This is a genomic window from Trichocoleus sp. FACHB-46, assembly GCF_014695385.1.
Classification (GTDB): Bacteria; Cyanobacteriota; Cyanobacteriia; order FACHB-46; family FACHB-46; genus Trichocoleus.
The window spans coordinates 1-24,414 of record NZ_JACJOD010000043.1; the positions used below are offsets into that span (position 1 = coordinate 1).

A 24,414-nucleotide genomic window follows, 5' to 3' on the forward strand; every position below is an offset into this window, starting at 1 on the left:
ATGCCATTGAGATACATTTTGATGCACAGTTGCTTGATGTCATCGGAGTAAGCCCAAGGACGGTAAGACTCGAGAAATTGGCGACCACACTGCTGGCACTGATAGCACTGTCTTCCGCGACGGTGACCGTTTTTAGCTGTGTGAGTGGAGTGACATTGAGGACATTTCATACCTTCATTGTGCCAAAGCCAGCATTACTCTTTCAGCAACGCCGAATTAGTAAGTCATAATCGTTGTGCTACTAGCTAGATGCTTTCAGAAACCAAGACTATCAATCTTTAGACTTCTCTCGCTTGAGCCCTTCTAGTTCTGCTTGCAGCTTAGCAATCTGATTCTTCAGTTGAGCAAAGCTTTGCAGGTGTTCGTAGCCTTCTAGCGTCACAGCGTCATAGTCAAAAAACTGCGCTAGAGCTAATTCGATTACCTGATTCGGCTGAAGCTGGTTCGCGTTGGCATAATCTGCGATCGCCCCTTGAGCAGTCGGCGGCAGCAAGTCTGTCAATTGGACGTCGTTGGGGATCGTGAAGGAACGTACTGCAACCATTGTCGCAATCTCCGTAAGCGAATACTGCTTCTTGTTAAACTCAGGGGTCAGCGTGAAAATCACCATCGCTTCAATTACTTCTAAGTATGGCAGATAATCCCCAGACAGAGGCACGATGGCAATTCGCACATCAGTAGAGACGTAGCCTGCGAAAAACAGCTCTACAAATACACTATGCCCGTCTCGAAAGCGGTTACGAATGTTGTTGCTTCTGCCGATATAAAGAATTCGTCCGTCTTGGTGTTTAAAGGCATAGAGTCCAGGGACCCGAGGCAAGTTGCGTCCATCCGGGCTTCCTTCATAACACTCCTCAAGCGGAATGCGATTGAGTAACTGAACTGTCTGCGTCACCCGCTTACGGGCGATGGTCAAGGCACCAGAGAGTTTTTCAGGAAAAGAGGATTGAGGCACGGCATCCGACACTCATGACTTCTAAAACCCCGGTTGTGCTGCTAAGCATTGCTATCAGACTCTGCGATCGCTAAGAGTTGCTGGAGTAATTTCTCTGCTTCTACATATTTCTGGGCAGAGAGCTTCGCTTTTTTCAGTTTGCTGACAGTAGTGCGAAGTGTTGCCTGAAATTGAATGGCTGGATCTGGATTCGATTGAGAGACAGGTAATTGTGGCGTCAGCAGCGACCGGACAGCCTCCGCAATTTGTTCGCGAGTCCAACTTTCTACGATTGCCTGTTCAAGGATTGACTGACGCTGATGCTCATCTGTGATTCGAGCCAAAGCTTTGCCAGCACTGTAAGGTATCTGACCTGTTCGAATTGCATTTTGGACATCTGGAGGCAGATTTAGGAGTGGCAACCGATGTTGAACAAAAGACTGCCAGCTAAAGCGTCCTAGCCCTTCAAAGGCATACTCAACTTCCCATAAAATTCGCTCAAACGTGACAGCATCGTCACTGTTATTCATCCACTGAGAAAGCTGCTCGTTGAGTGATCCGAGCGGCACCGTTCCCACACCCGTGTGGGAAGAAGCACTCTCCTCATTTTTGCGTTTGCGGTGCTGTTGATGAAGTCGATACAGTAGGCGAGGAACTTCTGCCGCTGGAATTTGCAGCTGTAGTGCCAGCAGCTCTACGATCGCATGAGTTTCCTCCACCGCATTGAGGTCTTCTCGATTCAAATTCTCAACCAGTCGAATCTGAGCGATATCAACCTCTTTCCACTGCTGCACTTCCTCAGGGGTCAAGATGCGAGCGCGAATTTCATTCAGTCCGGCTGCTTCTGCTGCCAGATAACGCCGCTCACCAAATACCAGCTCGTAATGTACTGGTTCTTGTACAGGTTGAAGCGGCTTTAGCAGTACAGGTTCGAGCACACCATATCTCTGCACCGATGCGGTGAGCTGAGCCATCTTGGCGCTATTGAAAGATTTACGCGGGTTCTTAGGACTGCGCTGAATTTGGCTGAGTGGAACTAGACATTCGTTGGATGTTAGTGCTGGAGCAGAAGTGGAAGCAGGCGCAACATCATAGAGCGAAGATAAACCACCCAGAGATCGCAGCTCCCGGTAGGGGCGTTCAGATTTTGAAGCTTTAACCATCACAACTTCACTTTTGTTTTACTGGAGTTATGAGGCGAGGTTTTTTTCTTACCTGTAGGCATTGGTTCAACTGGCTTACCCACACGCGTGTGGGTAGCGAGCAAAGAGTCTGCTAATGTTTGAAGCGACTGCAAAGCGGCATGGCGGCGGTCGTAAACCATCAAGGGTTGCCCCGCCTCAGAAGCATCTGCAAAAGCGGTCGCATTAGGGATGGGGTCAAACACAGTGCCGACTGCTGCAAGCTGTTCTCGCATTGCTTTCAACACTCGTTGATGTTGGCTTTTCGTTCTAGCGTGTTTGGTCGGAATAAACCCAAAAATACTTAAATCCGGATTAATTTCCCGTCTGACTAAGGCGATCGTTTCTAGGAGCAGATCAGTCCCTATCCAAGACTTGTACTCCGTTTCGACTGGAACCAGCACGCCATTGGAAGCAGTGAGTGCAGACACGCTTAGCAAGCCTAAGCTTGGGGGGCAGTCAATTAGAATCCAGTCGTAGCGATCGCGCAATGGGTCTAGCATGGCTGCTAACTTCCGCTCCCGGTTCAAAGCTGTGAAAAGTTCAAGTTCTGCCTTTCCTAAACGTCGATTGGCAGGCAAGAGATCCATATTATGTGCAGAGACGATGGCTTGTTCAAGCACTGAAATCAGGGCCTCCTGAGTGCTGTAGTTTCCCATCAGGGTGTCATACACAGTCACGGGTAGGTCCCAAGGCTCAAAACCTGCAAAAATCGTGAGACTGCCCTGAGGATCAAAATCGACTAATAGAACTTTTTGACCTGCTTGCGACAGGATATGTCCTAGATTCAAGGTCAGCGTAGATTTTGCTACGCCTCCAGCCTGATTAAAGATTGAAGTGATTACTGCCATCTTCACAATTGGCGGGTGAATGTTCTCAATCCTACTCGAAGACACAATATTTAGATCAAGATTTTTACTTTTCCCACACAAGTATTTCAAATATTCCTTCAGTCGCTCCCACACCCGTGTGGGAAAGAGAAGCTAAGAGGTAGGATCGCAAAAACAGCTTGATATTCAGGGAGGTAAGCTCTTGCTCGCCAATTTCTACTCCTGACCTAACCGTTAAAGCAGTTGGGCTAGAGGGTCTGAGTGCTATCCAGTTGATGGACTTTGAGCGACGCTATCAGACGCTGATTGAGCCAGGTCTCAAAGACAGTTCCCTCCCCTTGCGGGGTTTGGCTCATATCTTGCACCTCGTGATCTGGATGTCCCATCCTTGCCGTTGCAAAAGCCTTCGCTTTTGCTCGACTTCCTGAAGCAGCAGGGCAACAACCACCTGGCCTAGGTTCGAGCACGATTGTTGCTGCTTCAGCCCAGTCTGGCAGTGTCTTCTGGTTCGTTGAGAGATAGCCCCAGTGGGCCAAGATAAAAGCTGTGAGCGACAAGACCAACCAGCGATACAGGCCGAGCTGGGTTTGCTGACCAAAACGATGCAGACCAAAGCGGTGTTTTGCCGTCTTGAACCAGTCTTCGATTTGCCACCGATGTCGTCCCCACCAGATTTGCCACCGATGTCGTCCCCACCAAACAATTGTGCTGGCCTTGAGCGGCTTAGTTGAAAGGACATACCGTTTCAAGCGTGACTGCTGTCCTTCTCGCTTGAGATAGAACCAAGCCACAGTGACAGGGAAATGGACTCCTTTGAGCCGGACCTGTTGACCTGGTTTGTGCAACTGAAACAGTTGCCGTCCATCTTGCAAGCAGCGGTCATAGCGAACACCTGTGATGGCATGGAGTTTCAGTTTTCGTATCCCTCGGAGAAAGTCCATACTGCCAAAGGCCGTATCAGCGAGCACAACTAACCTGAAAGCTTTTCGCAACCAATTGGGCAACTGTCGTACCAGTTGCAAGCCCAAGTGAGCAGGCGAGGCAGTGCCCTTGCCACGGTAGACTCGAAAGCTCCAAGGAATGCGCCAGGGACCAGCCACAAGGTACAAGACGACGAGATGCACGCCTCGTTTGCCGTGCAACACCGAGACTAACTGTTCAAAGGCAGTGCCCTTGCCACGTTTCTCTAGGGTCGTCAAGTCAACAATCACTTGCAGATGGGGTCGGCGACCGTGAGGACAATACTGCCGCAGTTGCTGACGGACTGCTTCTCGCAGGCGACGAATGACTTCGCGCACGGACCAGCTATAGACGTTGAGGAAGCGGCTGAGAGCACTGGGGGATTTCAATTTGCTGTGCTCCGGGAGGGGAGACCCTTGGGCTCGGAGAAACAGCTCCAGCAAAGCGTGCAGGCTTTGACGCTGGTAAGGACTCGGCATCGCTTCCAGCAAGTGGTAGATTAGCTCTTGGGCGTGAGCAAGAATGTCCATTGTTCTTGCAGTCTATTGGTTTCACGCCCTTTCTCGCACCTTTCAAAGCTTGGTGCAAGATCTGAGGTAGATTTAAACACCTTGTTCTGCATGTTAGAAAGCCTATGACATGTTTCAGTCCCTTTGCGGGGTTTGGTGGATTTAAACCTGCTATGAAAATACAGAAGTCCCACTGACAATTGAGGGGGTTTCAGTCCCCTTGCGGGGTTTGGTGGATTTAAACCCATACTACATTCCAGTATTCTTAGAGGCTGGAATCGAGTTTCAGTCCCCTTGCGGGGATTTTGGGTTTTGCGAGCAAAGATTTAGGTCAGACGGCTAAGAAGACTGGGATGTTTCAGTCCCCTTGCGGGGATTTTGGGTTTTGCGAGGTGTTTCTATTCGCGGCAATCGGCTGGTTTATCATCGTTTCAGTCCCCTTGCGGGGATTTTGGGTTTTGCGAGCCCCAGCTTGCTCATAGAAACCGAAGCTCAGCTTAGCGTTTCAGTCCCCTTGCGGGGATTTTGGGTTTTGCGAGTCGCCGCTAGATTGCCGATCGCGAATCCTGAGACATGTTTCAGTCCCCTTGCGGGGATTTTGGGTTTTGCGAGCTGTAGAATCCAGCTCTAGGGCTATAGAATCCGACTCGTTTCAGTCCCCTTGCGGGGATTTTGGGTTTTGCGAGTCCGCCGTCTGAAACGTGCTTTACGACGGAATCCTAGAAGCAGTTTTGACAAACCTCAAACTTTGATCGCTTTCAGAGACTCAATTGAGCCCTGTTTTGCCTGCTTCGCCTGAAACTAAATGAATAAAACTATTGAGTTGTCAAGGTTCTAGCGGTTTTGGCAAACCCCCTAGGGTTTTCGCCCTCGCTTAGGTTTGCCAGAAATCTGAAGGAATGGCCTCATCATAAAATAATCACCTCAGCTTGTCGAGGTTTCTCCGAACCATAAGTAATTGTGCGTTTAACAGCCCCAGCATCCAGAACATAAATTCGTACCGAATCTTCTTCTGGCTTAATCAACCTCTCTACTTGAATCTGAAGCTTAGCAAACTGCACAGCCGTTAAAAAGCACTCAAACACACTGTACTGTGTCCAAGTGCCATAACCCGATAAGAGTTTATGTAAACGAGTGCGCCGTTTATTAGCCGCTTTAGAATCTGGCAAATCGTAGATGATTAAGTAAAATAGCGTCGTCATCGCAGGACTAATGGCTGATAAACGATTCCTTCCTGCAAATGCCGACTTAGGAGTTGTGCTTGTAATTCGATCGCGCGTCGGTACGTGCAGCGGTAGTCAAATACGGGATGTTTAAACTCATCATTCATCTTGCGCTCAAATGTTTGGAGAAAAGACTTACGAGCAGATTCGGAGAGACGATAGGCTCCCAAACTTTCTGTAAAATCTTGAGGTTGAATGGTGCGATTATTCACGACAGCCAACACCACATTATCAGCGACCAAGGGACGGAATTCTTCCATCAAATCTAAGACTAAAGCTGGCTGACCGTGATGGACTTCATGGAGATAACCGATGTAAGGATCTAAACCTGCCAGGTGCACCGCAGCAGTGAGCTGCACTCGCAGGAGCCCGTAAGCAAAGCTTAAGAGCGCATTGATGGGATCAGCGGGAGGACGACGGTTACGTCCGGTGAAAGACCATTGATTGCCGAGCATCTGGGGCCAGCCCGCGAAGTACTCCCGTGCCGATAGCCCCTCAATGCCCCGCATTTGCTCTAAAGTGGCTTGCTCTTTCACCTGAGCTTTACGCAGCTTGAGCGAATGCTCGCGTGCTTCATGACGATAAAGTACAGCATTTTGGTTATGGATTTTAGCGATCACGATCGCTTTGACCAGTTCTAGGCGGCGATCGCAATCGTGATAGAGCTGATATTGGCCAAGCGCAGAGTCAGGAAGTGTGGGGATTTGCTGCCACTCAGGCGATCGCCAACCGCTTGCAAACGCTCGGTTGTAGCGAGTGATGATTTCTGGATCATGCAGAAATACATCCAAGGCTCTAATTAACAAGGCATCAACCCGTTGAGCCAAGTGGGGATGATGAATTTTTCCCAGGGCGATCGCGCTCAAGGCTCGCCGGATAAACTCCTTCCAAGACTCCATGCGGCGATCGCGCTCTAGCTCATCAAAGCGACGTAGATCAGGCGGTTCCAGCAAATTACTGCTGCCGCTGGAGATGTCGTAATACGCTCCTTGATCCCCCAATAATTCAATCGCCGTTTTGAACGTACTATTCCCGCTAGAGGAAATATCCATTCCCACCACTGGAATCTTGTTTGCCAATGCTTCGAGGGCAAATCGCCAGCCCAAAACACTTTTGCCAGAGCCTGATGTTCCAGTAATCAGCACCCGTCCAATTTGCTGATGAAATAAATCAACGTAGACGGGTTTACCGCCCCGACGGGTGAGAAACTCCACCCCTCGGCGATCGATATCCTTTGGCATCGTCAGGGGCATGATGCCTGCTACGGTATGGGTATCGAGGGTCAATCGCCGCTCATTCAAATTACTGCCATGCAGGAGGCGTTTACAGGTGATGGGTAAGGCTTGCAGCCAGATTTCCCAAGCAATATGACGCTCTCGAATCACTTTCGCCGTTTCAAAACTGTTGGCGAGTAGATTGCAGGCGTGAGTCAACTCTTCCGCACTATGGCGATAAACCAAGAATACGGGGGCACAGTGGAGGGCTTTAGTTCCCTCATAAAGCCGACGTTGCGCTTCAAAAGACTCTTCTTGCTTGAGTTCAGCGCCGACATCTCGTCCCTGGCCCTTCGTTATAGCCACTGTACGAGCTGCCTTTGATTGCTTGGCTTGGCGGGCCAAGTTGTCCTGAATCAAAAAGTCATTGCTCCGGCTAATCTCAATCCAGGCTTCCGTATCATGCACATAGCTAGAGGAAAGGATTTTCCAAATCCATTTCAATTGATCGCTAGTACTCGTCCAGCCCAGCGGTGGATCGCTCATGCTCATCACACCGCAGACCTGCCCCCTCCCCGTCAAGTACACCCGGTCATGGTCGCCTCGGTGTTCAGGACAGGCAGAACGCCCCTGGGTTCCCTCAATCAGCAAGGTACAAAGATGCTTGTCTGTGGTCACGGTTTCGCTGAGTTCAAACCCGGTTGCGGTCTCTTGGAGAGTCATCACTTGCAGAATCGCCGGAGCCGCACCTTGATTGAATCGGTTCCACAGCCACTGCCACAGCTCTGTGGCGTTACAGGGAGTGACTTCTAACCCAACCTTTGTATTCAACAACAACTCCCACTGAAGAAACCCCTGCTGAAAGCCTTGTAGCAAAAGCTTTTTGAAAAATGCTTCTTGATAAATTCGTTGATTTCCGGTGATTTGTTCAACCACCCAAGAAGCTGTTTTTCTGAAACGCTCAATGAGACCGCCCACAAAATCTCGCTGCTGGGTTCCTGCTTCGTCATCACTCGTCCAGGTACAAAACGCCAGTTGCTGCCAACGCTGACGGGTTCCTGCCTGAGCCAGTTGTTGTACGCGCAATTGTTCATTGCGAGTGAGGACTGAAACCGGTTTTAATTGACAACCATCTGCCAGGGTCGAGAGTTCTCTTTGCCGTTCCTCATCATCGCTATCACAACCTATGCAGAAGGTAACGCGCTCTCCCATCGGTAGCTCTTTCATGCCTGCTTCAATCGCCCGAGCAAACGTCGTCACCTCACTGTCGTGCAATACATCATGCAACCCAGCGACCCGAAATCCAAACACCAGTTGGTACTGAGCGTTGCCCTTCTCTAGCAACAGGGCAGCCACTTCGCGATCGTCTTTTTTAATTTCTGCCAGGCAGCAGATATTGACTTCATTCTGGAAGGGCATCAATCTACTTTTGCCTCCATACTGATTGGGCACCTGCAGCGGTTTGAGTCGCAGGTTGACTCGGGTATCGCCATAACGGTGGCGAATCCAGGGAGGGCGATGGTGAGGAATGGGCGAAACATAGATGTTACTGCCGTTACACCACTCGGTTCCAGGCGGATTGCGCCAGCGATCGAGAAATTGATGCGGTTGGTTTCCAGTCAAAATCCACCAACTAACAATCCACCAAAACGAGGTACCAAAGAACCAGCCCAGACCCAGGCTGAAGAGACCATTGGTTAGCACATAGCAAATCACCACAATGGCCACCCAAGAACCCAGTTGATCGGCGGGGATCGGACCCAAGCTCGCCTACTTGCCCAAAATCCGATTCACTTTGATAAAGCCTGGGGTAGAATCTCGTTCCATCTCTTCTGCCAGCCCTGGGTGTCAGCCACTTGTGGTTCCAGTGCCATTGCCAATGAAGATGAAGGTGACGACATCAATGGCAATGACGATCGCAAACGCCAATCCCACCTGGGTGACAATCGGACGCCAGTCGTTGCCTTGTTGCGATTGGTTATAGGCAAAGAGAGCCGCTGCTGCCACCAATAACAAAAAGACACCTCGAATCAAGTTGAAAATCAGCCCCACTACATTGGCATCCAACGTATTCGTGCCACCGCCCGCTTGGGAGGTTTGCTGGGCCAGATCAATAAAGAACTGCTCTAAGCCGCTCAAGAAGATAGCCTGAGCCGGAACACTCAAGGTGTTCAGTAACGCAGTCATCGTAATAATGAGGGATGCAATATGCCAGAAAGGGATCTTTGTCCCCAGATATCTTTCTAAAATCGGTACAGCATGAATTAAGTGCCAGAGACTGATAAAAACTACACTGGCGCAACCTAAAACCGTGATCAAGATTGGATCTTTAATCAGGAGATAAATTACGACTGCCACACAAAATCCGATGAACCCTAAGTCGGTTCTAGTCACCTTAAAACCTTTCAGATCCCTTGTAGAGCGACGACGGAATTGGACTGGATCAGACTCAATTACCTGCGCTTTCGTGTTGTACATCATAGGTTTCCTATCCAGTAACTGGTGAATTAAACTTGCAACTCTTCGCGGCTGGGTTTAACAGACCCTTTAGCAGCATGGCGATTCGATGGTGGCTCAGCAGCTCGTTCATGGAGCTGAGCCTGGATGATTGATTCCATTTCTCGGACTGGAATCGTGCAATGCAAAATATCGGGAGATTGGCCCGGCACCAACCGGGCATCCAATACCTGAGCATCTTGATGATTCGGGTCAAACCCTTGGAGTAGTTGATTTCCATTGGGTAACGTCACCACCTCAAACTCATATTTGGCTTTGCTCTGACCGCTCAAAGTAAAGACAGGTTCAGCCTGACCATTAAATCGCTCTAACAGATTCTCCTGAAAGGTCGCAATCAACGCCTGAGCGCTGGCTTTGGTCGTGTATTCTTCTTTGGATTGGGGGAGCCTGCCAATGGTGGTTTTCTCATCAGAACTGAGATGATCGGTGGCGATCGCCCACTGCCCATTGGTACGATTACCTGCAAAAAGGATATTGCCTTGACGGTTGTTTAGAACAATCGCTACCTGATCTCCTTGCGCTTCCATCCGCAGAGTTTTGTGGCTGGAAATCACAATCCCTTCTGGATCAGCATCATCCGAGAGTTCATTGGTGACTCTGGCAAAGCCCACCAAAGATTCTGCACAAGAAATTTGCTGAGGATCAGCGCGTCGCGCCATAAGTTGCTCCAGCACTTTGGGCTCTGCGCTCGACTTTTCAGGTGCCCCAGATTGACCTTCTGCTGTATTCACTTCCAACTCAGCTATTGAAGAATGGGTTGGTTCTGTAATTTGCTTCTCTAAACGACTGACCGCAATTTCTAAACGATCCAGTCGTTTGGAAAGACCTTTCAGGTATGACTCAATCTGGTCAAGCTGTTCACTAATGCTGGCTTCCCGGTCCAACTCTAGGGGTTGAGATTTGTAGGTGGGATCTAGTTTTACACCCAACCTGTCTACCTTACTTCCCACGGTTACAGCCGCAGTGGCTAGAGGGTTCTCAGCCGTAACAGGCTCTGGTTCTGTTGTTGGTGTTACCGTTGAGTGCTCAGTTGGTTTCCCCTGTAAACGGCGGGTTAAATGGTCTACCTGCTCATTCTGGCGTTGGAGTTCTCGGACAATTCGTTCAATGCGTTCCTCGTCGTCCTGAGCGGTCAGGTTTTCCAACACTCCTTGCCCAACCACAATCCCCAGAGTTGCCAGTTGCCCTGCCAACCCTGCTACGTTGACTCCATTGGTTTCGCGCCCGTTCACAGCGGCGGAAGCACTTAAGCGGGATGCTTCCTCCACTGGGTTTCGGTAGCGGAAGTCTTGATGATTGGATTTAGCAGCTTTGCCTTGAGTCTGCACCTTAGATTGAGACTTGCTCTGAGCTTTCGTTGATGTTTTAGCTTGATGTTTAGCGGCCGGAGTTGGAGCAAGTTCCGAATCCCCCAAATCGTCCAAATCAGCATCTAGTAGCATTAGCATGTCTAAATCCTCGTCTGGCTCTTCATCAAAGTCACCATCGAGATCAAGAGCATCATCCAAGTCAGCATCTAGATCATCAAATTCTGCCTCTTCAAAGCCAAACATCTCAGCAATGTTGGAGGGCGTAAAGTAGTTTTTGTCCTTGTCTGTAACACCCTCTAGATTCTTGATCAGATACTTGCCGCTAGTTCTTTGGCTAGGGTCGCTGGTGAGATAGAAGCGGTAGCCTCGAATTTCATCATCATTGCCACCACCCTCACAGAGCTCAACAGTGATGGGAGCCTTGAGCGATCCTCACTGCAAGACTCGACATACGCTTTAAATTCTTCATGAGAGCCAACGCCCCCTTCCTGAAGTGCCTGGGTGATGGCTTTATCCAGGGTGCTTTCAATATGACGAAGTTTGCGGCGATCGGTCAGGTTCTGCCACGTTCGGCTTTGCCGACTCGAAGAGTCTCGCTGCTGGGAACTATGTCGCTGCTGGGGTCGAGTAGGTGCTTTAGTAGCCATAGGCAGCTCGGGAGCGCACATTGAGGTTGCTGTAAATGTCACCCTAACAAGGCGATCGCTCAGGTGACCTACGCCCAGTGGCGATTTATCCGGTATCCAGTTGGCTAGCTTACAAGCATCGCACAATGATCTCCTTTCAGATGCCGCAACTCAGAGGGCCACTTAAAGCTTGAAGCAGATGTGTCGCAAGGGTAGAGCTACTAGGCGCAAAAAAGATAGGCTTGCTACTTGACCACAAACCTATCCTGGAAATGCTGGCCATGAAGTTCGCACTCAAGGCTCAGCCAGCTATAATTGTCGAGCTAAAGAAGGACAAAAAATGCATTGCAGACATAGCGATTTTTGGATAGGTTTGTATGCCCAAGCCTGGTTGAATGGTATGGACTTAGCCAGTGATTGGGTAGAATCTTGGATGCAGCTTAGTGGCAATAAGTAACTTTATCTTCAGCAAGGCTTGCATGCTGCTTTCCGCCTCCACTGTTTGTTCTAGCCTTCTTGTTATCCCCTGAGGCAACGATTCTCTATTCTGTACAGGAGACTACTGATAGAAAACTATGCAAATTCATCTACAGGTAAAACAGGGAAATATTGCAGGAGTCGCAGCGCAAATTGCGAGCGGTGTAGATGTTGATGCTTTAGACGAGTATTCTGCTCAAACTCCCTTAATGGTTGCTGTCACGAGTCTGAATGCAGGTCTCGATATGATGCAGTTTCTAATCGACCAAGGAGCAGATATCAACGCTGTGGATGAGGAGACGCAAAAGACAGTCTTGGGCTTTGCTGTGCAAACAGGCAATCTGGATAAGGTGCGATCGCTTCTAGAGGCAGGGGCTGACATTCATTATCAGACTTCAGGTGGCTATGATGTTCTGATTAATGCTGTGCATGGTCGAGATATTGCTAGAGATCCACACTTAATCCCTCTCTTGAACTTACTGATTGAGCGAGGAGCCAAGGTTGACGGTGTGAGTCGCTATGGAGAATCAGCCCTGCGGGTCATCTCAATAGTTGGGAGATTTGATGCGGTCCAGGTGTTACTTGCAGCAGGAGCTGATGCAGAGCAACTTGCCTGGACAGACCTCATGTATGCGATCGTCTTTGAACCCTTAGCAACGGTTCACGAACTGCTGGAGCAAGGTGCGGATCTCACAGCACGGGACTGCTGGCTTAGAACTCCTTGGCTGCTCTGCTTGCAAATGGGCGATGTGGAAAAGGCGAAACTGCTCTTAGCTGCTGGCGCTAATCCTCATGATGTGGGAATTAGTGGCAAGACTGCCTTGATGTTTGCCATCGAAAGCGATTGCACAAAAATTGTGCAGTGGTTAGTTGAGCAAGGATGGAAAATTGAAGTGCCAGATGAATTTGGCGATATGCCGTTAATGGTAGCCGCAAGCAGGGGTGCAACAGATTGTGTGCAGATTTTAATCGAGCATGGCGCTGATCCCAAGCGGGCCAATCATTGTAATGATACAGCCATTAAAGTTGCGGCGAATCTACCCATTGTTCGTATCCTGGTGAATGCAGGTGAGGACATGAGTGAGATTAATGATGATATGCGGAAAATCCTCACAGAAGTCGGTGGCGAAGATCTCCAACTATCGCTAGAACAATATGTAGCCGGAAGACATCGGCGCTTTGGGCAAACTAATCCAGAAGTGATGGATATTGAGTTCTGGAAAGCGATGATTCGCTGCGGTCACCCTGCCTATTATGCTCAAGCTCAGTTCCCTGACACCGGGGACTTAGAGGAACCTGTCTGGTGCTACTACCGGTATGGCAGAACGATTACCGAGTTGCCCGATGGAAGAATCGTGGAAATCGGGGGTGAACATGAAGATTACTACGACCCAGACTTTTGTATTTACAATGATGTTGTGGTTTATGCAGGAGATGGCACATTTAAGATTTTAGGCTATCCCCAAGCAGTGTTTCCGCCCACAGACTTTCATAGAGCCACTTTAGCAGGAGACTACATCTACATCATTGGCAACCTGGGCTACGCTGAGAGCAGGATAGAGCAGGAAACGCCAGTGTATCGCTTGCATTGCCAAACCTTCCAGATTGAACAGGTAGAGACCATAGGGGATCGGCCTGGATGGATTAGCCGTCACCAAGCGGCCTACAAAGAGCCGTCGCAGATCTGGATTACAGGCGGACAAATCTACGTGAGGCGAAATGGCCAAAGTGAATATATTGAGAATCAAGCGGATTACATCCTAGATTTAACAGATTTCCGCTGGACGCGCAGAACTGACTAAAAGAATAGGAGATCTACAGCATTATGCTTGCTGATAGACTCGCAATGAACTCATGCAGACGTTGTAAACTTCAACTATCTGCGAAAACAGAGCATACTCATATGAAGTCGATGACGATCGCCGCCCAGCATGGTAGCATCCACATCCTTGAGGCCGATAGGCCTGCCACTACTTCAGAATCCAAGTCATTGCCAGTTGTGTTTGTGCATGGGATGGCTTGCTCAGCAGATATCTGGAATGCACAGATTGCTTATGCCGCCCGGATTCAACGAGCAATCGCGATCGATTTGCGTGGGCATGGCGCTTCCACATCTCCTGCTGACGGCAACTATTCTTCTGCCGCTTGTGCTACCGATCTCTTTACTGTGCTAGAAGCCCTAAAACTTGATGCGATCGCCCTCGTCGGCCACAGTTACGGTGCCTGTGTTGCTTTAGCGGCGGCAGCGACAGCACCCCAATAGACTTCTTCAAAAATAAGGCAATCAGCCAAAATAAAGGGAGCAGTGCTGTCAGGACGAATCATGAAGCAAGCCTGCTGCAACCGTCTGTTGCATCCATTCAACGCCCATCCTCAACCAGGTAAACGGATGGTAGGGCTCGGAGCAAAAGCGCTTTGGGAGCTGTGGCAGCGGACGGCAGAAGCGGAACGGGCTAAACGCCTGAGGCAAGCTCAACGACCTAGAGGAAAACGACAGGCGGGTGGAGGGCGTAAACAGGATGCCGCCGTCCTAGGTCGGTTGTTGGTGACCCTGATTTACCTGCGGCAACACTGGACCCTGCAAGCGATTGCTCTCACCCTCGATTGTGCCGAAGCGACGGTTTGGAACTACATCCATGAGATGCTGCCCCATCTCCGTGAGCGCCTACCTGCGAGTTTGCTCGAACAATGGCAGCAAGAATGCCCCAGTATCGAACGCGCAGAGCTAGAGCAATGGTTAGCCGAACTGCCGGAGGGAGCTTTGCTAGTCGATAGTTGGGAGCAAGCGATTCCCCGACCCACTGATGATCAGGAGTAGGAAGAGTATTACTCCGGCAAACAGAAAGAGCATACCCGTAAAAACCAGGCGATTGTCATCCCGAAGGGTGTGGACCTCGTCGATGTTGTCCTGGGGGGGAAGGGGCCGCGTAGTGACAGCAAGCTACTTGAGCAAACGCAGGACGAATTGCCGAACCGTCTCTCGTTCATCGGGGACAGAGCCTATGTCAGTCGCTGTCATACCACCACACCCCATAAGAAACCACCGAAGGGAGAGTTAACGCAGGAGCAAAAGGAGTTTAATCGCTACGTGAGTCAAAAGCGAGTGTTTGTGGAACAGGTGATTCGAGTGATTAAAATTTTCCAGGTTGCCAAGGAAGAGTTTCGGATGCCTTCCCGGATGTATGAGTTTGCGATTGGTTGTGCCTGTGGTTTAGTCCGTTTACGGGTGCAGTATGTCTGAAATCAGAGCTTTAGCAGCTTGACCTACCCACTTTTCTTATTTTTGAAGAGGTCTATTCGAGAATTCTGACTCTATGGGTGCCTCCCTTGTCACCTGTTTAGATTTCTGAGGACGACGTTTTTCCCATTCTGGCTCGAATTGGCCAGGTTCGCGGTGCGGTGCGAAGCAGCCCCCCTTTCGGGTCACCTCATCACAGCCCAACTCATCATTTGCGTCGTCGAGCCCGGTGGTGAACAGGTGAAGCGATCGGTCAAGGAATCGATGCGGTAAGAGAAATTTCGAGGCAAATTCACCCTGCCTCACGGTTCTAATTCACATTTTCCCCAGAAGTCAGGGGAATGCCTCCAGTTCAACTATTCCCCTAGCTTCGAAACCACTGTGGAGCAAGTCTTACAGCCGTTTTTGTGTCGATTCGCCTGGGGGAAGATGTCCTTCCTATTCTGGAGACATCAAACAAACGAAGGACACGAAACCATGCCTTACGAAAAGTTAGACCTCTCTACTGCCAAGCCTGTTCTCTCCTGGGCAAACCACGAACTGGGTCAGGATGAAACCAAAATGGCAAAGAACGTAGCATCCCTGCCCTTTGTCTTCAAGCACGTTGCCCTGATGCCCGATGTCCATTTAGGTAAAGGGGCTTTAGTGGGTTCGGTTGTAGCGACGAAAGCAGCGATCGTTCCCGCGGCAGTGGGAGTCGATATTGGTTGCGGCATGTGTGCAATCAAAACGCCTTTTGTGGCGGAGCAATTGGACGGCAAACTGCACCAGATTCGGCAAGACATTGAAGCTCTAATTCCCGTTGGCTTCAACGAAAATGACGAAGCAGACGCACAAGTGCTGAACTGGCAGGGTTGGCAAGACTTTAAGCATTTACACTCTGACGCGCAACATTTGGAAGCTAAGGCTTTGAAACAGATGGGATCGCTGGGGGGCGGCAACCACTTCATCGAAGTCTGTGTGGATGAGCAAAATCAGGTTTGGTTGATGCTGCACTCTGGGTCTCGTCATATCGGCAACGTGCTGGCACAGCGCCATATCGAGACGGCAAAGGAGTTGGCAAAGCTAGCGGGCGAAAAATTGCCTGATCCCGACCTAGCACACTTTGTTCAGGGCACCCCAGAGTTTGAGGCGTACTGGCGTGATTTGCAGTGGGCACAGAACTATGCCCGCGTGAACCGCGAAGTGCTGATGGCGCGATCCAAGCGAGTGCTGGAAAAGCATCTGGCGAACGGTCAACCCTTCACTCCTTGCCTGAACGTCAACTGCCACCACAACTATGCCGAGCGAGAAGTGCATTTCGGCGAAGAGGTGTATGTGACTCGTAAAGGTGCAGTCCGGGCACAGGCAGACGACTATGGCATCATTCCTGGGTCGATGGGAGCCAAGTCCTACATCGTGAAGGGCAAGGGTAACGTGGCAAGCTACTGCTCTTGCTCTCACGGGGCAGGGCGGTTGATGTCTCGGAACAAGGCAAAGCTCAACTTCACGTTGGAAGACCTGATCCAGCAAACACAGGGGATCGAGTGCCGTAAGGATGAAGGTGTACTGGATGAAATCCCCGGAGTCTACAAGCCGATCGATCAGGTGATGGCAAACCAATCTGATCTAGTAGAGGTGGTGGCAACCTTGAAGCAACTTGTTTGTGTGAAGGGTTAAACAGGCATAAATTGCTCTCATCGGCTCAACAAACGCACTGCTTCACCAAAGGGAAACTGCTCCAGGGCTAATCCCCCTGAAGTGACAACCCATAGTACAGGTGAGCAGGGAGCGTCTGTCGGAAACTGACCATATCCATCGGTTAAGTAAATACAAACTCCCATCGTCATCCCATCCCACTGTTCTGCCACTTGCTGGAAGAAGGGAACAAAGGAAGTACCACCACCGCCTTTGGGTGCTGGCAACTCTACATCAGGATCGAGAACATAGGGTCCGTAGATTTCAGCATCGGCATAGTAAAGGTCGCATTGCAGATGGGGGTAAGTGCCTAAAATACCCTGCACTTCACTCAAAAATAACCGCAATTGGCGTTGGTCGATCGAGCCGCTTGTATCGACTGCCACAAAAACTCGAACCGATTCTCCCACTAATGACTCTAGATATAGCCCTCGACCGACAAAGCGCCGATCAAACCCCATAAAGTCTGTCGGAGTTCGTACCAAATAGCGCCACAGGTACGATCGCCAATCTATCTGAGCAGCAGTTAATACGCCCAATTCTCGTTCTAGTCCCGCAGGCAATTTGCCTTGATCTACAGTACGGGCAATCACCATTGATTGCTGGAGAGCGTTTTTCCAGTGGGTTTCTAATGTGGCTTTTCGAGCCTGAGACAGGCTATCTAAACTCGCTGGAATAGAGGTCACTTGAGGTGATTCAAGTTGAGTCCTGCTTGCATCCTGACTAACATCGGTTAGGTTTAACTTGTCCCCTAATTGCTGTGCTTTGTCCTCTAATTTTTGTGATTGCGTCTCAGTCTCCGCCTCATGGTTTGAAGGATTAGAAGTTCCCTGGTTTTGCTTAGATAGAGCATTGTTTGGCGATCGGTCTAACAAATCGGGATTGGGTAAGCTTAACTGCGCCGAGTCTTGTTTGAGTAGTAGTTCACAAATCTCTTCAACGCTGAGATGTTCAAGTTTAGGATCTCGCACTCCTCCGGGTGGTAGATCAAACACACCTTGCTGCACAATCATGCCATTGACCACAATATCAGCGGCAATATTCCAAACCTTAGGATCTCGCACTCCGCGTCGTACAGTGTGAAGTAAGGCAGCGTGCAGAACTTCGTGAAGTAACAGCCCATCCTGTTGAGCACTAGGAAGAGAGCGTAGATAGTTTGGGTTAAAGAAAATATCTTTGCCGTCTGTTGCAGCCGTTGGGGTGTGCTGAGTCGGGATAAACCGAGCAAACAGAGCCAGGGTTGCAAAGAAGGGAGATTTCATTCGCAACCTCAGGAGAGAAGCACTAATGATTTGAAGATCTTTCACAGGTGTTGGAATTACCAATCTCAATGGCTAAATCATGGGAAATCGGTGATTTCAGAAGGCTAGCAGTTGTTCACACCCCCACCAATTGCTGAAACTCCTGCAAAAATTTCTGAAGTTGAGCATCTTTGTGCACCAATTTTGCCAGGGTTCCCATCTGTCCTTTGCTCCGCATGACTCGAAACATATCGATGGCAAATAACTGTACCCACTCCGCTGTCGCCTTTTGACTGAGCCAGGTAAAAGCGTTGTAGGCTTGATTTGCGTCTGCTGCCCGTAGCGTCAGCCCGATCGCCGTAGCATAGCGAGTAGAGGGTTCAGCAGGAAAGTCAATGCGGTCGCCATTTCCCTCTAGAATGGGCGTGAGATTCGGTAAGGTGCGGTATAGCTCAATGTATGCGGCAAACTCTGCCTCTGCTGCCACTCCAACGGCTGGCGCAATACTCAAGTCCGCTGCATGTAATGCACTTGCCATCACCCACGATCGCGGTGAACACCAGGCAGGCTGTTGGGGATCAAGCTTATGTAGTAAAGCCGGACGAAACGAGAGAAAGGCAATGATCTGTTCATGCACGCCTGTTTCTAGCGCATAGGCTTTGAAGCTATCAAAATCGGGTTCGACTTGAAGATGTAGGAACCGATTCGCTAAGGGTGTAGGCATATCAAACACCGCCGCCCGATCTTCTTTGCGGTTTCCGGCTGCCCAGACAAACCAGCCCTCTGGAACGGTGTAGGAACCGACGCGGCGATCGAGAATTAATTGCTGTGCTACACCCTGCATGACTGGAGGAGCCATATTCAGCTCATCAAGAAAGAGAATGCCTTTGCCCTCACGTGGTAGAAATTCTGGTGGATACCATTTAGATATCCCATCTTCTGCAACGGGAAGACCGCGCAAATCGGTAGGGGCAAGTTGTGACAGCCTCACATCTACAAAATTAATGGCATGATCGCGAGTGAGTTGTTCCACAATGCTCGATTTGCCAATGCCCGGTGTTCCCCAAATCATGGTGCTGATTTGCAGATTTTGGGTGAGGAGGCGATCGAGGTAGGTTTTTAGTTCTGTAGGAGTCATGGTCTCAATTTAGGATCTTGATGCGAGATGAGTTTGAGCACCGGCACGAACTGCCCAATTTCCATCTGTTGTCAGGCGTTGCAAAGGCTTACCGAATCACTAGATCAAAAGAGGATGCTAGTTCTCGCAACACATCAGACGGCGTGTTTTCGTCTGCGGCTTCTTGTTCTGGTGTGAGCATAGTGAGAGGCGATCGCATGTTTGTCTTCCCAAATCGGGACACTGCTTTGTAGGTTTTTCGCGAGGAGGCGATCGAGATAGGCTTTTATTCAATGGGGGTCATAGTGAAGCAATTAGTGACAAAACGTGAAAAGAAAATTCAACAGAGTTTACTCCCAGGTTAATTGGCTGAAATGAGCTTCCTGCCAGGCTTTTTTGGGGCTAGTGTCCTCTAAAACGTTTTGTGCTGCATGACGGACATAGTCAGAATGATCCGTTGATAGCTGAATTAGGAAGGTTTCTGGGATGTTGGGATTTTCGGCAACTCCTTTACGAATCGATGCAGACGGGCTGTTCAAGAATTGGCGAATGATCTCCTCTGGCATGGCAGGATTTTTAGCCAGGAGCGCGTGTTTGGATGGATCATTCTTGAACCAATCCATCAAGATTGGCATGGGTGTATTCGGATGGCTAGCCGCAAGCTTTTGGTAAATCTCTTTCGAGCTTTTTGCCAATTTTTCTAATGCCGTAATCGGAAGATGAGGATTTATTTCGAGGCGTGTCAAGGTATCAAAATCATATTCCTCAAGCAGCATAAACACTAGTCGATCAGAAAGGCTAGGGTTTAGAGCGACGGAGTGTTTGACGTAGTATGGACGGCAATCGCCCACAATCAGCTCCTCTAAAAGATCTTCTGATGTGTTGGGATTCAGGGCAACTGCACAAAGCAGCGCAATGCTCGAGTCCGATTGATCTTCTACCAGTTTTCGGAGAAGAGTAGCAGGGATGGGTCGTCTAGCAATTTCAAGCTTGACGGTGCCTGTACTTCGGACTGCCAAGATTTCGATCACACTTTTAGGAAGCTTAGGTCTAAGAATAAGCGCTTGATCAACTCTATCCAACTTTGGGTTTCGTAGTCTGTCATCTCTAGCCGCGATGATTTCAAGCACATCGTCAGGTGTATTGGGGTCTCTAATGATACCTTTCAAAAACTCACACCATGGTTCGCTTTGCTTTGAAATCGAGCGAATTTCTTGCTCTGTGAGGGTTCGCTCAGGTGTTTCAAGCTGTTTATGTTTAGCAAGCCACGTTGAAAACAAGATGCTGTTTGCCGTTGGACGAGGAAGAGTATCGAATAGGTTCGGATTTTCTAACAGCAGAAGCGACCATAAAGGATTCTCTAATATCTGCTTTGGAAACTCCTCCCCTAATTTGAACAGAACGTCTACAGGCACATTAGGATTTGCCACAACTCCACAACGGATTTCCTGATCTGGACTCGTTGCTAATTCTCTCAGTAGTTCTGGATCAGCACAGGAATTTCGGGAAACAATTCGTCCGAGTTCAACGCTTTGCTGGGCAAGCTTCCGCAATTCTTCTACGGGCGTTGCTTCGTCTGCGGCTTGTTGTTCTGGCGTTAGCATAGTCAGGAGCGATCGCACTTTTGCTTAATGTTCCCAATTTAGTCCTTAAATGAGGTGATTTTGGATAACCGTGCAGAAACTGATCAGTTTGCTTCACCTGCAAATTTGAGGCGATCGCTATACTTGAGCGAGCCTGATGTGAAATAAGGGTCTGTCCAGCTATCGTCGGGAGTTAGCCCAGGTGGTTTTGCTGCCCGGTTGTTTTGTCCATCTTTGCCATCTTTGAGGCGGAAGCGAAAACGGTAGTGGTCATACAGCCGCATCAACTCACATCCATAGCAGTCTGCGACATCTGTATTCCCCTGTAATAAGAGAAAGTTTTCGTCATTACTTTCGGAAGCAGCTTTTGAGAAATTGTGAGAGCCGCTAATTACAATCGGATGATCTGAAGTAAAGTCAACGACGATCAGCTTGGTGTGGATGAGAATGTTACCGCGCTGTCCTTTGGTCGATTCTTTCAAAAATCCTTCTAACCCGTTCCCTAGCATCGCAGTTGCCACAAAATTTGCGGTGCGATCGGCATGGATACCTGTGATCTGAGTCCGGCTATTTTGCAGCCCATAACGCAGAATCGGATCACGAGGCTTACCCAATAATGCCGCTTCCAGTTCATCATAGAGGTCAAATGCTGTGCAAAACAGTACATCTCTTTCAGCCTGATGAATCATTTGAATAAATGCTTGCAGGTCACTCGGAGCGGAGCGGGGAGAAAATCCAACGAATGTAGACTGTCCCATCTCTATGGAGTTGTTTTGATTAATATAGTGACGAGTTTCTGTCGGTGTTTTGCCTGCAAACAGCACCTCAAAGAGATCGAGATAGGGCTGAGCGATCGCGACATCTCGGGTCACGTGAACCACATTGGCTTGGCGATAAACGCCATTGTGGGTAAAGTTGGTCGATCCGCAAAGGACTGACTGTGGGTTTCTCTTGTCTCCACGCAAGCGGCTCAGAACAATGAATTTGTGATGGCAGATCTTTGGGGTAATCCTCGCCCGTTTAATTGTTGCAGGCAGTCCTTCCAAATGCGTTTCATTTTCCTCAGTCTGCTCATCTCCATTTTTGGCATGATAAACAATTCGGATGTTCACCCCTCGTGCATGAGCTGCCTTAACTGCTTCAACAATCTCAGGCAACTCGTACTCATAAATAGCAATATCCAACGCCCAAGTTTCATCGGCTGCCACTTCAATCAATTGCACAATCTGCTCCAACACCCCTCGGCTCAGCCAAGCCAGCACTGGAGGTGGCAGTTCAGGCAATGGTTTTTTAGCCTTTCTGGCGGCATTGATTTGTTGCTCAACCTCAGGAAACTTACGGGAGAAAGCCTGACTCGCTGCTGCGGCGCGATTAAACAATACATAGTGCTCACTCTGGCGACTGGTCGTTGTCACCGTCACCGTTGGACCTGCCTCGATCTCCAAGCGATCTGGCTTCCCATAAACCGGATGAATGCTGTACTTGTAGGTTGTCTCGGGATACACCCGATAATCAGACCAGCGAAACTTTTGGATTGGAGCCAGATTGCTAGCAATCAAGCGACCTGGTTGATAGGACATTCCCGGAAAGGACAGCATGCCATTGAGCCATTCTTTCTTACCAGAACGTCCATCTGTCCGCTCGATCGCGAATCCCAAGAGTCCTTGGCGCTCCGAAGCCCCAACGGTCATTGCCACCAGAACTCCGGTCGTCCCAGCGTATGCTTTCACTGAAACACCATTCTTGCTTGCTGTCCTGCGCATGGCAATTCTCTCAGGATGCTATAGGATATCTGAAATTTGAGTGTTGAGTAGAGCGATGAGTGTTGAGCGCATCATTCCACGCAACACTCATCTCCATCAGTAGAACTTAGAATACAAGCGTCCAGCCCTCACGAGCTGCTTGTTTTTCGGTATAAGATACCCCGTCAATTTTGATGCCACGACTATCTAGTAGGGTGATAATGCCGCCTTTGTTACCTAATTGCACAGTTTGAGGTAGTTGTACAACCAACATGCTGCCTGAAGCAAGTGTTCCAGATAGAGAATGTTTGTTCTTCAATCGATCTGCGATCGCCCATCCCGTTAAGTCAATAGATGTCGGTGAAGTATTGAGGAGCGTGACTGTTTCTATACCTAGATCAGCCCCTTCTGGATTTACTAGTGCAGCAATAATGCGAACAACTAGGTCAACTTCGCCTTTGATGGGGGTTTCCGTGGGATGACCTGGGGCAGGTTTTGCAACAATGCAATGCCCAGTTGTATCATCGGTATGCCAGCACTGCGACTGAAATTTGAGAAAGATACCAATCCAACGATTGTCCGTAGGAAAGTGAATTAGCAAAGCGCCATCCTGCCAGACTCCATCATCTTGTTCAAACTTCTTGGCATTGCCCTGATTCATGTGGATATCATGAATGCCGTTTCCAGGCAGAAAACCAAATATCTTGTCTTTGGTGCGAGGTTCTGGACCCCAGCGTTCGCCAAAAGCATAGATCAGCGCCTCTTCATCTGACATTGCCCGCTGAATATAATGGTCAATCTTGTCGTTCAGATCATTATCTGGACCAGGAATATTGAATGGTAACGGAATCATTTTGGTGCGATCGAGCAGATTCCCACGGATGAAATCTAACGCCAATCCACCTGGCTGAGACTGTAATGGTTTGAACCCAAGTGGCAAATTAACTAGGCTGGCCGTGATTGGATGGTTAAAGTTTTCATCGATGAGATATTCCAATTCAGAGGGGCTGAGCTTGGACTTCACATTGATGGCAATTCGGTAATCGGTGTCGTCATCGACTAAGTGAACCTGGTAGTGGGCATTCGATGTAACTGCGAGGCGTCGCGCTACAGGACGCCCCTTCAAAACACCGTATTCCTTCAACGGCATGATGTTCTCCTGAGTGTTGAAACGGCAACCACTAACGTTGAAGTGTTGCGATCAGGTTTACTTTTCTCTATCAATCAACGTTACTGTCATGCTCACTATTCTGCTTAGCAGGTAGTGTTTTGGAGAGTACCCGTGAGGGTACTTTTATGTAGTAAAAACGTAGAATATTTCACATCAACTCTCTTTGTTTTCCACCGACACAACGGGTCGTCACCGAGAAAGCAATTTTAGGATGGCTCAAAGCTGGGCGATCGCTCAATCATAAATCCCTACTGATAGAGAATCGCCAAAAAGCGCGCTTCGCCTGGGACCTTGCCCCCATTGCCCTGTAACTCGACTTGTACCATTTAGCACCGTCATGCCTTGTAGAAACAGCGTGAGTGTAATCGACCCCATGAACCTTTCAAAACTGGGAAGACGAATCGGTGTGAATTGGTCAGTCTCCTGAAGATTTCTCTAGAGGCGGCTTGATGGAGATTCCCCTCTGCCCTGTAGCTACTTCCATTCTTCAAGGCGATCCGCTGACGAGGTTGAGCAGCTTGGCGATGCAACACCAGATAGGCCAACAAGGTTTGTGCTCGCTCACTGGTGATTTCTACCACCAGGCGATCGCCGTAGATTATGGAAAACCCTCCCAATAGCCGAATGCCCAAGGTTAGAGACATAATGCTCAGCGATCGCTACACAGCAAATCGATTTTTTCCAGGATTGAAGATTTTTATTTTAATCTCTCTGGGTTTGATCCCCAATCCTTACTACTTACTACATTAGACAGGACTTACGCAAGAGCCATCTGAACAGACGGATGCTTGAGTTGTGCAATCAAGTAGTCCGAGAGCATCCCATGCTTGACTTGATAGATGGTTTTGCTGCTCTGGTAAGCGA

18 protein-coding genes, 2 pseudogenes and 1 CRISPR repeat array are annotated in these 24,414 nt (G+C 49.2%); of the genes and pseudogenes, 5 read left to right on the plus strand and 15 right to left on the minus strand.

The features are described from left to right. Positions 1-271: 271 nt before the first annotated feature. From H6F72_RS24575 to H6F72_RS24615, 9 genes and pseudogenes are all read right to left on the minus strand, one after another. Entirely contained in the window at positions 272-955 is a 684-nt protein-coding gene (locus H6F72_RS24575) for a hypothetical protein (RefSeq protein ID WP_190441913.1), read from the minus strand. Between the two features lie 41 nt (positions 956-996). After that, positions 997-2,097: a ParB/RepB/Spo0J family partition protein gene (locus H6F72_RS24580; protein ID WP_190441915.1), complete on the minus strand. Its 1,101-nt coding sequence runs from the start codon at positions 2,095-2,097 to the stop codon at positions 997-999. Next, positions 2,097-2,966, minus strand: coding sequence for a ParA family protein (locus H6F72_RS24585; RefSeq protein ID WP_190441916.1), 870 nt, complete (start codon positions 2,964-2,966; stop codon positions 2,097-2,099). Before H6F72_RS24585 ends, H6F72_RS24580 begins: the two co-directional genes overlap by 1 nt. A 437-nt stretch (positions 2,967-3,403) precedes the next feature. Further along, positions 3,404-4,435 (minus strand): annotated as a pseudogene (locus tag H6F72_RS24590) (transposase); the annotation flags it as partial. 111 nt (positions 4,436-4,546) lie between these two features. After that, positions 4,547-5,100: direct repeats of the CRISPR family, unit length 37 nt; unit sequence GTTTCAGTCCCCTTGCGGGGATTTTGGGTTTTGCGAG. A gap of 222 nt (positions 5,101-5,322) precedes the next feature. Then, positions 5,323-5,616 carry a CRISPR-associated endonuclease Cas2 gene (gene cas2, locus H6F72_RS24595; RefSeq protein WP_190441918.1) on the minus strand — a complete coding sequence of 98 codons (294 nt, stop codon included), beginning with the start codon at positions 5,614-5,616 and terminating at the stop codon, positions 5,323-5,325. Then, the gene (cas1, locus tag H6F72_RS30430) at positions 5,613-8,615 is read right to left on the minus strand and encodes a CRISPR-associated endonuclease Cas1 (RefSeq protein WP_242017115.1); all 3,003 of its coding nucleotides are present in this window, start codon (positions 8,613-8,615) and stop codon (positions 5,613-5,615) included. Before cas1 ends, cas2 begins: the two co-directional genes overlap by 4 nt. A gap of 84 nt (positions 8,616-8,699) precedes the next feature. Beyond that, positions 8,700-9,332 (minus strand): hypothetical protein, encoded by a 633-nt coding sequence (locus H6F72_RS24605; RefSeq protein ID WP_242017116.1) that lies wholly within the window; start codon positions 9,330-9,332, stop codon positions 8,700-8,702. A 26-nt stretch (positions 9,333-9,358) separates the two neighbouring features. Next, complete coding sequence (locus tag H6F72_RS24610) at positions 9,359-10,921, minus strand: hypothetical protein (RefSeq protein WP_190441920.1); 1,563 nt, start codon at positions 10,919-10,921, stop codon at positions 9,359-9,361. 65 nt (positions 10,922-10,986) lie between these two features. Then, positions 10,987-11,325, minus strand: a complete 339-nt coding sequence (locus tag H6F72_RS24615) for a hypothetical protein (RefSeq protein ID WP_190441922.1) — start codon at positions 11,323-11,325, stop codon at positions 10,987-10,989. 554 nt (positions 11,326-11,879) lie between these two features. Here H6F72_RS24615 and H6F72_RS24620 point away from each other — a divergent pair. From H6F72_RS24620 to H6F72_RS24640, 5 genes and pseudogenes are all read left to right on the plus strand, one after another. After that, complete coding sequence (locus tag H6F72_RS24620) at positions 11,880-13,583, plus strand: ankyrin repeat domain-containing protein (RefSeq protein WP_190441923.1); 1,704 nt, start codon at positions 11,880-11,882, stop codon at positions 13,581-13,583. Between the two features lie 101 nt (positions 13,584-13,684). Further along, on the plus strand, positions 13,685-14,044 hold the full coding sequence (locus H6F72_RS24625) for an alpha/beta fold hydrolase (RefSeq protein ID WP_190441924.1): 360 nt from the start codon (positions 13,685-13,687) through the stop codon (positions 14,042-14,044). A gap of 60 nt (positions 14,045-14,104) precedes the next feature. Continuing rightward, the gene (locus tag H6F72_RS24630; RefSeq protein WP_190441925.1) at positions 14,105-14,599 is read left to right on the plus strand and encodes a transposase family protein; all 495 of its coding nucleotides are present in this window, start codon (positions 14,105-14,107) and stop codon (positions 14,597-14,599) included. Positions 14,600-14,614: 15 nt separating this feature from the next. Next, a pseudogene (locus H6F72_RS24635) lies at positions 14,615-15,022 on the plus strand (transposase family protein); the annotation flags it as partial. 474 nt (positions 15,023-15,496) lie between these two features. Then, positions 15,497-16,678 carry an RtcB family protein gene (locus H6F72_RS24640; protein ID WP_190441926.1) on the plus strand — a complete coding sequence of 394 codons (1,182 nt, stop codon included), beginning with the start codon at positions 15,497-15,499 and terminating at the stop codon, positions 16,676-16,678. A 17-nt stretch (positions 16,679-16,695) separates the two neighbouring features. On the opposite strand, the gene H6F72_RS24645 is transcribed toward H6F72_RS24640, so the two are convergent. The 6 genes from H6F72_RS24645 to H6F72_RS24670 form a co-directional block, all read right to left on the minus strand. Beyond that, complete coding sequence (locus H6F72_RS24645; RefSeq protein WP_348252684.1) at positions 16,696-18,003, minus strand: VWA-like domain-containing protein; 1,308 nt, start codon at positions 18,001-18,003, stop codon at positions 16,696-16,698. Positions 18,004-18,073: 70 nt separating this feature from the next. Beyond that, entirely contained in the window at positions 18,074-19,075 is a 1,002-nt protein-coding gene (locus H6F72_RS24650) for an AAA family ATPase (protein WP_190441929.1), read from the minus strand. 329 nt (positions 19,076-19,404) lie between these two features. Continuing rightward, positions 19,405-20,484, minus strand: coding sequence for a hypothetical protein (locus H6F72_RS24655; RefSeq protein ID WP_190441930.1), 1,080 nt, complete (start codon positions 20,482-20,484; stop codon positions 19,405-19,407). A gap of 257 nt (positions 20,485-20,741) precedes the next feature. Beyond that, entirely contained in the window at positions 20,742-22,400 is a 1,659-nt protein-coding gene (locus H6F72_RS24660) for a phospholipase D-like domain-containing protein (protein WP_190441931.1), read from the minus strand. Between the two features lie 106 nt (positions 22,401-22,506). Next, entirely contained in the window at positions 22,507-23,529 is a 1,023-nt protein-coding gene (locus H6F72_RS24665; protein WP_190441932.1) for a DUF2278 family protein, read from the minus strand. A 356-nt stretch (positions 23,530-23,885) separates the two neighbouring features. Then, the gene (locus tag H6F72_RS24670; RefSeq protein ID WP_190441933.1) at positions 23,886-24,194 is read right to left on the minus strand and encodes a hypothetical protein; all 309 of its coding nucleotides are present in this window, start codon (positions 24,192-24,194) and stop codon (positions 23,886-23,888) included. Positions 24,195-24,414: the final 220 nt, after the last annotated feature.

Excerpts from the sequence above, each read along its gene's own strand:
- cas2 (WP_190441918.1), bottom strand. The coding sequence starts at position 5,616 with ATGACGACGCTATTTTACTTAATCATCTACGATTTGCCAGATTCTAAA.
- H6F72_RS24650 (WP_190441929.1), bottom strand. The coding sequence starts at position 19,075 with ATGACTCCTACAGAACTAAAAACCTACCTCGATCGCCTCCTCACCCAA.
- H6F72_RS24665 (WP_190441932.1), bottom strand. The coding sequence starts at position 23,529 with ATGCCGTTGAAGGAATACGGTGTTTTGAAGGGGCGTCCTGTAGCGCGA.
- H6F72_RS24580 (WP_190441915.1), bottom strand. The coding sequence starts at position 2,097 with ATGGTTAAAGCTTCAAAATCTGAACGCCCCTACCGGGAGCTGCGATCT.
- H6F72_RS24625 (WP_190441924.1), top strand. The coding sequence starts at position 13,685 with ATGAAGTCGATGACGATCGCCGCCCAGCATGGTAGCATCCACATCCTT.
- H6F72_RS24630 (WP_190441925.1), top strand. The coding sequence starts at position 14,105 with ATGAAGCAAGCCTGCTGCAACCGTCTGTTGCATCCATTCAACGCCCAT.
- H6F72_RS24610 (WP_190441920.1), bottom strand. The coding sequence starts at position 10,921 with ATGTTTGGCTTTGAAGAGGCAGAATTTGATGATCTAGATGCTGACTTG.
- H6F72_RS24660 (WP_190441931.1), bottom strand. The coding sequence starts at position 22,400 with ATGCGCAGGACAGCAAGCAAGAATGGTGTTTCAGTGAAAGCATACGCT.
- H6F72_RS24605 (WP_242017116.1), bottom strand. The coding sequence starts at position 9,332 with ATGATGTACAACACGAAAGCGCAGGTAATTGAGTCTGATCCAGTCCAA.
- H6F72_RS24585 (WP_190441916.1), bottom strand. The coding sequence starts at position 2,966 with ATGGCAGTAATCACTTCAATCTTTAATCAGGCTGGAGGCGTAGCAAAA.
- H6F72_RS24670 (WP_190441933.1), bottom strand. The coding sequence starts at position 24,194 with ATGTCTCTAACCTTGGGCATTCGGCTATTGGGAGGGTTTTCCATAATC.
- H6F72_RS24620 (WP_190441923.1), top strand. The coding sequence starts at position 11,880 with ATGCAAATTCATCTACAGGTAAAACAGGGAAATATTGCAGGAGTCGCA.
- H6F72_RS24640 (WP_190441926.1), top strand. The coding sequence starts at position 15,497 with ATGCCTTACGAAAAGTTAGACCTCTCTACTGCCAAGCCTGTTCTCTCC.
- H6F72_RS24615 (WP_190441922.1), bottom strand. The coding sequence starts at position 11,325 with ATGGCTACTAAAGCACCTACTCGACCCCAGCAGCGACATAGTTCCCAG.